5 protein-coding genes are annotated in these 10,283 nt (G+C 65.6%); all 5 read left to right on the top strand.

Annotation, left to right across the window (positions count from 1 at the left end; genetic code table 11):
* The first annotated feature begins 552 nt into the window (after positions 1-552).
* The 5 genes from MNZ29_RS01405 to MNZ29_RS01385 all read left to right on the top strand — a co-directional run bounded on the left by MNZ29_RS01405 (position 553) and on the right by MNZ29_RS01385 (position 10,258).
* Positions 553-2,067: a hypothetical protein gene (locus MNZ29_RS01405; RefSeq protein ID WP_242352385.1), complete on the top strand. Its 1,515-nt coding sequence runs from the start codon at positions 553-555 to the stop codon at positions 2,065-2,067.
* Positions 2,067-4,628: a PglZ domain-containing protein gene (locus tag MNZ29_RS01400; protein ID WP_242352383.1), complete on the top strand. Its 2,562-nt coding sequence runs from the start codon at positions 2,067-2,069 to the stop codon at positions 4,626-4,628. Before MNZ29_RS01405 ends, MNZ29_RS01400 begins: the two co-directional genes overlap by 1 nt.
* Positions 4,629-4,631: 3 nt before the next feature.
* Positions 4,632-6,674, top strand: a complete 2,043-nt coding sequence (gene brxL / locus MNZ29_RS01395; RefSeq protein WP_242352381.1) for a protease Lon-related BREX system protein BrxL — start codon at positions 4,632-4,634, stop codon at positions 6,672-6,674.
* Between the two features lie 697 nt (positions 6,675-7,371).
* On the top strand, positions 7,372-8,823 hold the full coding sequence (locus tag MNZ29_RS01390; RefSeq protein ID WP_242352379.1) for a DUF4365 domain-containing protein: 1,452 nt from the start codon (positions 7,372-7,374) through the stop codon (positions 8,821-8,823).
* Complete coding sequence (locus MNZ29_RS01385) at positions 8,813-10,258, top strand: hypothetical protein (protein WP_242352377.1); 1,446 nt, start codon at positions 8,813-8,815, stop codon at positions 10,256-10,258. Before MNZ29_RS01390 ends, MNZ29_RS01385 begins: the two co-directional genes overlap by 11 nt.
* Positions 10,259-10,283 lie beyond the last annotated feature (25 nt).

Below are 10,283 nucleotides of genomic sequence, written 5' to 3'. Positions count from 1 at the left end.
TGGACCGACCGTCGCTATCTGGACCTGTCGATGCTGAAGTCGAAGGACGTCGCCGCCGCCAAGGCGGCGTGATTCAGCCGAGGAGCTTCACGCGGAGTTCCATTCACACAGAAGACGGGACTTGACCACCGCTTCGAGGACGATGCGGACTCCTTCGCGAAGATTCCGGGCGCGCCGTTCTCATATTGGGTTCCGCTGAAGATTCGCCGGCTCTTCGCGACCGAGGAGCGATTCGAAGGCGACGAGCGTGTCGCTCGCACGACGAACAACATCGAGGATAACTTCCGCTTCGTTCGGCTTGCCTGGGAGGTCTCGAAAAGTGATTCGTGGCGTCCCTGGGCCAAGGGGTCTACGCGAAGATTCTATTCCGACATCGACTTCGTCGTCGCATGGGACAGTCGTCGACGTTCGTACCGAGCGTTTCTCGGGTCGGTGCACCGCCCAATGGAACGCCCGGCATCGGTGGACCTATTCGAGCGCCCTGGCATCACATGGCCGCTACGAGCGCGCGACTTCTCTCCCTCGGCCCTGCCTGCAGGCGCGATCTTCAGCGTGCGCTCCTTCATGCTGGCTGCTTCCGAGGCTGACCTGCCCTGGTTGCTCGGTCTCAGCGCGAGTCGCGTAGTCGACTACCTCTACAAGGTGCTCCTCGGGCGCTTCGAGTTCCCGGAGTTTGTTGTGACCGCGATGCAGCGTCTCCCGCTGCCGCCCGCGCTTCCCAGCGACGCCAAACGCGAACTGGCGGAACTTGCCGTTCGCGCTTGGGATGCCGGTCGGACGATTCAGTCGGTGGTCGAGACCTCGAGTGAGTTCGTGCTCCCGCCCGCCCTGCGAAGTCGTCAGCCGGGCTTGTCGACTACGGAGGCAAACGCCGAGCTGGCTAGCATCCAGCAACGCATCGATGAAATCGCAGCTCGCCTGTACGGTGTAGACCTCGGACAGCTTGCCCCTTCGGCTGAAGAGAACGACGGTACGGGCGCCGAACTGAACGGTGCTGTTGAGCCGGCTGAAGACGATCCTCAGGTGGCCGTCGTCTCCACCGACGATCACGAGGCGACAATCTCCTGGGCGGTCGGAGTTGCCTTCGGCAGGTTCGATGCCGGCCTCGCAACCGGCAAGACTGAGTTGCCTGGCGGGCGTCGAGAGCCGTTTGCGAAGCGTGCGTGGCGAGCGCCTGCAGTCACCGATGGCGTTGGCGCCAGCGATGTGCTCGTGGACGACGAAGGACATACCGGTGATCTCGTGCGCAAAGTCGAGGGGGTTCTTGACGACGTTGGCCTTGCTTCCATAGACAGCCTCCGCCGCGTCATTCGAAACGACTTCTTTTCGAGGCACCTCCAAGCGTACGGGCGATCCGGCAGGCGGGCCCCGATCTACTGGCAGCTCGCGACGCCTTCGGCGGGCTACTCGGTCTGGCTCTACATCCACGCCTTCAGCAAGGACACGCTCTTCCGCGTCCAGAACGACTACGTCGCGCCGAAGCTCGTGCACGAGGAGCGCCGCCTCGAGTCCCTCACGGGCGATCTGCGCGAGGGCGCCACCGCCGCCCAGCGCAGGGCGCTCGCCGCCCAAGAGGCGCTGGTCGAGGAGCTGCGCGCCTTCCTCGACGAGGTGAAGCGCGTCGCCCCGCTCTGGAAGCCGAACCTCGACGACGGCGTCATCATTAACTTCGCGCCGCTCTGGCGGCTCGTCCCGCAGAACAAGGCTTGGCAGAAGGAGCTGAAGGCGACCTGGGACGCGCTCTCCGAGGGCAAGTACGACTGGGCCCACCTCGCGATGCACCTCTGGCCCGAGCGCGTGGTGCCGAAGTGCGCGAAGGACCGCAGCCTCGCCATCGCCCATGGGCTCGAGGACGTGTTCTGGGTCGAGGACACCGACGGTAAGTGGACCGCGCGCAAGACGCCCACCCGCAGCGTCGAGGAGCTCGTGCGCGAGCGCACCTCGCCCGCCGTGAAGTCCGCACTGAAGAGCCTGCTCGAGGCGCCCGTGGCCAACGGCAAGAGCGCCGGGCGCAAGGGCGGTGGTCGTCGCAAGGCCGCTGCCGCCGCCGAGGGAGGAGACGCCTGATGCACCCGCTTCACGAGTACGTGGCGAAGCAGCTCGCCGACAAGCTCAAGGACCGTCGGGTCGTCGTCTGGTACGACGAGCGCCGCGAGTTTCAGCCCTTCGTCGACGAGGTGCGCGGTGGACCTCGTTCGGCGAGTGAGCCCGTTCCGGTCGCCGTCGGCGGCACCAAGGCGAGCCTCGCGGAGTACGCGGGCTCTCTTTTCGAGCTGCGCGCGGTCGTCGAGCCGCTCGTGAGCGGCGACAAGCCGGACGCGCTGGTCGTCTACATTCCCGGCCTCGCGCACGACGCGAAGGCGTCGGTGCTGATGGAGCTGGAGAAGGCCGGACGGACTTGGAAGCCGGAGCTGAAGCAGCTCGCGAAGAACGTCCTGCTTCAGAAGTACACGCTCGGCGTCGTCGACGAGATGCTGCCATTCGAACGCAAGGTCACCTACGAGGACCTCGCGCGCGCAGCGGCCGGCAATTCCGGCGCGGAGCCGCCGTCGATCTTGAAGAGCATCTTCCACGATGTAAGCGGCAACGACGGGCTCCTCACGGCGTGGCTCGTGAGCGACACGCGCGACGCCGAGATCGTGAGCAAGGAGGCGATGCGCGAGCTGACGAAGCTCGTGAAGGCCCGCCTCGGGCTCGATCTCATTGCGGACTCGCCGCTGGCGAAGCTCCGCGCTATCACGCTGCGCTACGTGCTCGCGAGCGAGTTCCGGCTCGACCTCGCGTGTGACCCGCCCGCGTCGCTCGATAGCGTCGCGAAGCCGCCCACGAAGGACGAAGAGGGCGCCGTGCGCGAGATCGCGCGGCGCCTCCGCACCGGCCACGCCGATGCCTACGCGACACTCGCCGACGGCGTCGAGGAGGAGCTGGGGCTCAAGAACGCCAAGCTGCCTGCGGGCGCGCTCGGGGCCATCGACACGTTCCGCTTCGAGGAGCGTGCGCTCCTGGGCCATGCCGGTGACCTCATCGCGAACGGCAAATTCGAGGGCGCCTTGGCGCTCGTGGCCGCGCGAGAACAGAGCTTCTGGCTCGTCCGTGACGTCGCTCGGAAGGCCCAGTGGGAGGCCACTCGGCGCATGGCCGAGCTCGGCAACGCGGCGGTTCAGGTGAAGGCGGCGGTCGGCAAGACATCAGGCGATGCAGCGGCGTGGCTCGATGCCTACGCCGCCACGCAGACCGGCTCCGGCTGGTTCCGCCTCGACCAGGCCCAGCGCCGCCTCGAAGCGTGGGTCGCGAACCTCGACGAGGAGCCCGAGGAACGCCCCCTCGCCGTCGTGCGCCGCGCCTACGAGGACACCGTCCACGCGATGTCCGAGGGCTTCACCAAGGCGCTCGGCAAGGCCGGGTGGACGGTGCCCGGCGCGCTGCACCAGACGCGCATCTGGAGCGAGGTCGTCGCCGACAAGCCGAAGCCCGTCGCCTACTTTCTCATCGACGCCATGCGCTTCGAGATGGGCGTCGAGCTGGCTGAGCGCCTTCCGAAGACCTCCGAGGTCTCCGTGCGCGCGGCCGTCGGCGCGCTGCCGAGCATCACGCCCATCGGCATGGCGGCGCTCATGCCCGGCGCGTCGGCGAGCTTCTCGGTCGTCGAGGAGAAGGACAAGCTCGGCGCCCGCATCGACGACACCTTCCTGCCCGACCTCGCGGCGCGAAGAAAGTTCGCCGCAGCGCGCGTGCCGAAGCTGGTGGACCTCACGCTCGACGAGCTGTTGAGCCTTCAGCCGTCGAAACTCGCGAAGAAGGTCGAAGGCGCGCAGGCCGTCGTCGTCCGCTCGCAGGAGATCGACAACGCCGGCGAAACCGGCTTCACGTTTCAGGCGCGCAAGGTGATGGACACCGTCATCGATAACCTTGCGCGCGCTCTCGGCAAGCTCGCGAAGGCGGGCATCGAGCACGCGGTGGTGAGCGCCGACCATGGCCACCTGTTCTTCGCCAGCGACCGCGACGAGTCGATGCGCACCGACGCGCCCGGTGGCGCCACCGTGGAGCTGCATCGTCGGTGCTGGATCGGGCGCGGCGGCGCGACGTCTGTCGGCTGCGTGCGTGTCTCGGCCTCGTCGCTCGGCTACGCGTCGGACCTCGAGTTCGTGTTCCCGGCCGCGACGGGCGTCTTCAAGGCGGGTGGCGATCTCGCTTTCCACCACGGCGGGACGTCGCTCCAGGAGATGATCATCCCAGCGCTGACCGTCCGCACGAAGTCGCGTGACTCGGCGCGTCCCTCGGCGGGCCCCATCGAGGCGACCGGGCTCCCGGAGGCGGTGACCAACCGCATCTTCAGCGTCACGTTCATGTACGGCGCGAAGCAGATGCTGCTCGGCGCGGCGGGCATCCAGGTGCGACCGTTGCTGATGGCGGCAGGCAAGCAGGTTGGCGGTGTGGGCATGGCCGTGGACGCGCAGTTCGACCGGGCTACGGGCACGGTGAAGCTCGAGCCGAACAAGCCCGTGACTGTCGCGTTCTTGCTGGGCGACGAAAGCGCCGCTTCGTTGCGCGTCGTGGTGCAGGACCCGACGACCGACGCGGAGCTGTACCGATCGCCGACCGACATCCCGGTCCGACTTGGAGTCTAAGCCATGAGCAACGGAGCAACCCCGACACGAGATGCGCTCGACGACAAGGTCAACCGCCTGTTCGCCGGAAAGGTGGTGCGCAAGGACCTCGTCCGAAAGGTGAAGGTCGGCGCCAACGTGCCGGTCTTCGTCCTCGAGTTCCTGCTCGGGAAGTACTGCGCCTCGTCCGACGAGGTGGCCATCCAGATGGGGCTTCAGGTCGTCAACGACACTCTCGCCAACAACTACATCCGCTCGGACGAGTCGATGAAGGCGCAGGCGATGGTGAAGGATCGCGGCCGGCACACCTTCATAGACAAGGTGAAGGTCCGCCTCGTCGACTCGGACTACTGGGCCGAGGTCACGAACTTCGGCCACAAGAACGTGCACGTCCCAGAGCACTACGTCCGCGACTACGAGCGCCTCGTGATGGGCGGCGTCTGGGCGCAGGTCGACATGCGCTTCGAGTACGACGAGGAGTCACGCGGCAAGAACCCGTTCTGGATCGACAAGCTCACGCCGATCCAGATCGCCACCTTCGATCTCGAGGAGTACCGCCGCGTCCGCAGCGAGTTCACGACCGACGAGTGGCTCGACCTCATCATGCGCAGCATGGGCTACGAGCCCAACGAGATGAGGCGGCGCCTGAAGTTGCTCTTCCTCGTGCGCCTCATCCCCCTCGCAGAGCGCAACTACAACCTCGTCGAGCTCGGCCCGCGAGGCACCGGCAAGAGCTATGTGGTGCAGGAGGTCTCGCCGTACTCCGCGCTGCTCACGGGCGGCACGACGGTGGCCAACCTCTTCGGGCACATGAACGGCCGGCAGAAGGGCATGGTGCAGATCTGGGACGTCGTCGGGTTCGACGAGGTCGCCGACCTCCAGAAGATGCCGAAGGAGGTCATCACGACGATGAAGACCTATTGCGAGTCGGGCACCTTCCAGCGCGGGCAGGAGGCCGTCTCGGGCGACTCGAGCATCGCGATGTTCGGCAACACGAACCAGCCCGTCGATGTGATGGTGCAGACCGGCCATCTCTTCGCGCCGATGCCCGACATCATCCGCGACGACATGGCCTTCATCGACCGCATGCACTTCTACCTCCCGGGTTGGGAGATCCCGAAGATGCGGAACGAGATGTTCACGAGCCACTACGGCTTCGTCGTCGACTACCTCGCCGAGGCCCTCCGCGAGATGCGGAAGCACAACTTCACCGAGGTCATCGACCGCCACTTCTCGCTCGGCGCGCACCTCAACGCCCGCGACCGCAAGGCGGTGCGCAAGACCGTCTCGGGCCTGATGAAGATCCTCTTCCCGCACGGCGAGGTCACGCAGGAGGAGCTCGGCGAGATCCTTGAGCTCGCGGTCGAAGGACGCCGCCGCGTGAAGGAGCAGCTCAAGAAGATGGGCTCCTTCGAGTACTACCACACGTCGTTCAGCTACTCGGACAACGAGACTGGCGAGGAGAAGTTCGTCGGCGTGCCCGAGCAGGGCGGTCGCGATCTCATCTCCACCGACCCGCTGGCCCCTGGAACCGTCTACAGCGCCGGCGTCACGTCCGACGGCACCGTCGGCCTCTACCGCGTCGAGGTCTCCGTCTCGTCGGGTACGGGCAAGCTGAAGCTCGCGGGCGGCGTGGCGGGCGCAATGAAGGAGTCCGTCCAGCGTGCCTTCAGCTTCCTGCAGGCGAAGAAGACGGAGCTCGGCATCGCGCGCGACCTCGACGTCTCCGACATCCACGTCGAGGTCATCGACCTCCTCGCGAACCGCGTCGAGGCCGAGCTCGGCGTGGCATTCTTCGTCGCTTGCTACTCCGCGCTGCGAAAGGCGCCCGTTAGCCCCGCTCTCCTCATCCTCGGGGACATGAGCGTCCAGGGAAACATCAAGCCGCTGCGCTCGCTCACCGAGCCCCTGCAGGTCGCCAAGGACAACGGCGCGAAGCGCGCCCTGATCCCCATCGAGAACAAGCGCAACTTCCTCGACGTCAGCGCGGATATCATGGAGCACGTCGACCCGATCTTCTACGGCGACCCGAAGACCGCAGCCATGAAGGCAATGGCGCTTCAGTAAGTGGTGCCCACTGGAACGAGAGTGCTGACGCAAGACCACGTAGACGCGCTCGCGACCGCGGTACTTTCGGTCGGCGGATGGCCGGTCGAGCGAGTCCGGTCGGCGTTGCCGGCCCTCCGAGCAGTGGAAGTCCTCTCACCGGCGGCGGTAGCAGGGATGGACCTTGGGACCCTGACAGTGAAACTGGCAAAGAACGGGTACAACCGAGGCCTGCTTACATCCATGTACGCGGAGCGTTTGCAGGCCGTCATGACAGCCATTCACCGCGGAGGACTGTCACGTCTCGCAGAGTTGGTGCGCGCTGGCGATCGCAGTGCGTTCGAGAGCCTCTTCCGAGAGATCCATGGCGTGGGACCAAAGGTCGCGAGCCGCGCTTGGGAGCTGATGCTGCCGCCAGTCGCGTAAGCGGTTTACGCGTACGCGGTTCGTCTTCGGTCCGCGACCGAAGCTCGCCTATAACCCGCGACGTGCTCGTCGCCGCCACCCCACAAGCAACTCGCAGGCCTCCGGCTGCGCGAGTCGCCGCCGCCACACGCTAACGCGTGGCTCCCACCCGCGGCGACGACATCGCGACATCGCAGGGACCTGAGGCGAGCGGCCGGCGCGTCCGCGCCGGCCGCTTGCCTCGACGTCCGAAAGCTCCAACCTGCCGGGTTCTCAGCGCGAAGGCGTAACCTCTTGATCAGCCTCACCGATCGTGTCTGACGGCAGCGTAGCGGTGTGGCAGGCATGTCGGACGCCACTGCTACGATACGACGGCATTGTGTCGCCGGGAGGAGGGGAATCGTTGGCGCGCTCAAGGGCTCGGCAGAGGCCAAAGCAACTCTCGAAGACCTCCCTGCTCGGGCAGAAGGGGATCGCGCTCATCGAGCAGATCGTGCTCGACATGGGCTGCCGCTGGAACGCGAGCGGACCGCTAGAGGTCGGCATTGACGGCGAGATCGAGCTCTTCGATGCCCAGGGGAACGCGTTAAGCAAGTTCCTGCTGGTGCAGAGCAAGGCGCACGAGGGCCCCTTCCTCCGCGAACACGAGCATGGCTTCGAGTACCCATGCGAAGCGCGCGACGTGGAGTACTGGCTCAAGTTCGAGACGCCAGTCCTCCTCGTCGTCAGCCGTCCGGCAACGAGGGAGGCGTACTGGATCTGTATCCAGCGCTACTACCGGGAAGCCAAGAACCGCCGCACGCGCGTCGTGCGTTTCGACAAGGCGAGGAACCGTCTAGCCAAAAATTCGCTGGTCGACCTCCTCGGCGACTCCTCGTCGGCGGAACCAGGGGTGCCGCTCGGCCCAGTGCCGCACGAGGAACGGCTGATCTCGAACCTGCTGCCGATCACGGCTCTGCCCAGGTTCATCTTCGTTGCGGAGACAAGTCACCGGCACCGGCCGCCAATCTGGGAAGCACACCGCGCGAAGGGGGGGCGTGGCGGCAATCGATTCATCCTCAAGAACAAGCGAGTGATTTCGTTCGAGGACCTGGAGGATGGGGCGTGGCCAGCGGTGTGCGACGTCGGCACGATCGAGAAGTTCGATACTCCCGAGTGGAGCGAGTCGATCGATCCTGAACGGAGCAAGCAGTTCGCAGAGTTGCTCGAGGCGACTGTGCGCGACAAGCTCTATCCGACCGCGAGGTACTGGAAGCAGCTCGATGCATTCGTATGGTCTGCTCCCGCGCCGTTGGACACGCAGGGCGTTCACTACTCCAATCTCAAGCGGATGAGCAGGATCTCCGCATTCACCAAGTACGAGAAGGAGTACGACGGCGAGTCCCGCGTCATATACCGCCACATGGCCTTCCGCTCTCGTTTCCGGCGGCTCGAGGGGACCTGGTTCCTCGAGATCACGCCGACGTACGCGTTCACCCGCGACGGTAGGGAGCTTCACCGGTTCCACTCTCAGGCGCTCGCTGGGATCAAGCGGTGGGAAGGCAATCGGGCCGTCCTGAGCGAGGTCCTGTTCTGGGCGGACCGTCTCCAGCGGTCAGGAGGGCTGTTCGAGCCGCCAGGGGCGGCAGTTCTCTTCGGCGATCTCAAGGAGATCAAGGTGCCTTACGGCATCTTGGACTCGCTCTGGCGGAAGAGCGATCCCGCGAGCGAGGCGCTGGAAGCTTCTCCACCCCAGACAGACTGGCTCTTCGATCATGTTCGCTGACGTGCTCAAGGAGCCGGAGATCGAACTCGGGGCGGGCCGACGCCACATCGATCCCAGGGCCGGAATCGTCCACTTCGGTCCGCTGGACGCGGGCGTTCGACCTGCGATCCGCGTCGGCCTCATCGGCTCGAGGGACACGACGGAGAAGCTCGTGCGCTGGCTGGAGCGCTGTGCCTCTGGGCTTGAGGCAAAGGAGAGCCGCCAGCCGAACCTCTTCCCACCATTTCCTGGTTTCTCTTTGGACAGTCCGTTCCAGACTGAGCTGGTGATCGACGAGCGGCGAGTGCGGTGCGTGCCATCACTCGAGATACAGCGCATCGCCGCGACTGGAACCGTGGAGGACGCGGTCGAACCGTTCATCGCCGAAATGGAACGGCTCGCTCAGATGGGTGGCGTGGACGTGCTCGTCTGCGCTCCTCCGTTCGATCTCCTGGCTTCGTTGGAAACCCGTCGCGCGGCCTTCGATCCGAGCGAGGCCGGGTTAGACGAAGCATCGGACGAATCGGGGCGACGTCCACCCTATCGACGGGACTTTCACGACGTCCTGAAGGCGAGGGCGATGCGGTTCGGCACGCCCTCGCAGATGATTCGCGAGGAGACCTACGACTCGACGAAGCGGCGTTCGAGAGGAGACGAGCGGCGACGCGAACTCCAGGATGAGGCGACGCGCGCGTGGAACTTCTTCACGGCGCTCTACTACAAGGCGGGCGGGAGCCTCTGGCGACTCGTACGCGAGTCCGTCGACCTCATGACCTGCTACACCGGCGTCAGCTTCTACAAAACGTTGGACAACGAACGCGTGCTCGCCTCGGTTGCACAGGTCTTCAACGAACGCGGTGAAGGCATGATCGTTCGAGGAGGGGAGGCGTTGCTGGACAAGGATGATCGCCAGCCTCACCTCGGTCGTGAGGATGCTTACCGCCTACTCCGGAACGCCGTCGCCGCGTACAGAGACGAACACCACACGAGCCCGGCTCGGCTGGTGCTACACAAGACGTCCACGTTCAGTGACGAGGAAAAAGAAGGGTTCGAGGCCGGCGGAGCGGACGAGAGGATCGCCTTCGTGGATCTCGTCTGGGTCCGGCGCTCGTGGACGCGAGTCTTCCGCGAAGCAACGTACCCGCCACTCCGTGGAACCTTGATCGGCCTCGATGAGCGCTCGGGTCTCATCTACCTCCGCGGAAGCGTCGACTACTTCGCGACGTACCCGGGAATGTACGTTCCCAGACCGCTGGAGTTCGCGCGCGTCAGGGGCGAAACGACGGTACGGGCCCTTGCCGGAGAGATGTTGGAACTCTCCAAGCTGAACTGGAACAATACCCAGTTCGACGGCGGCGAGCCGATCTCGGTCCGCGCCGCACGCCGCGTTGGCGACATCTTGAAGAACATCCCCGAGGGCGCGCCTTTCCAGGCGCGTTTCGGGTACTTCATGTAGCCTGAAGGCGAGCCTCCGCGAGAAG

The organism is Anaeromyxobacter sp. SG64 (assembly GCF_022690745.1).
Lineage (GTDB): Bacteria > Myxococcota > Myxococcia > Myxococcales > Anaeromyxobacteraceae > Anaeromyxobacter > Anaeromyxobacter soli.
The sequence above is the reverse complement of the archived record's forward strand: the minus strand, read 5'-3'. Positions and strand labels throughout refer to the sequence as shown.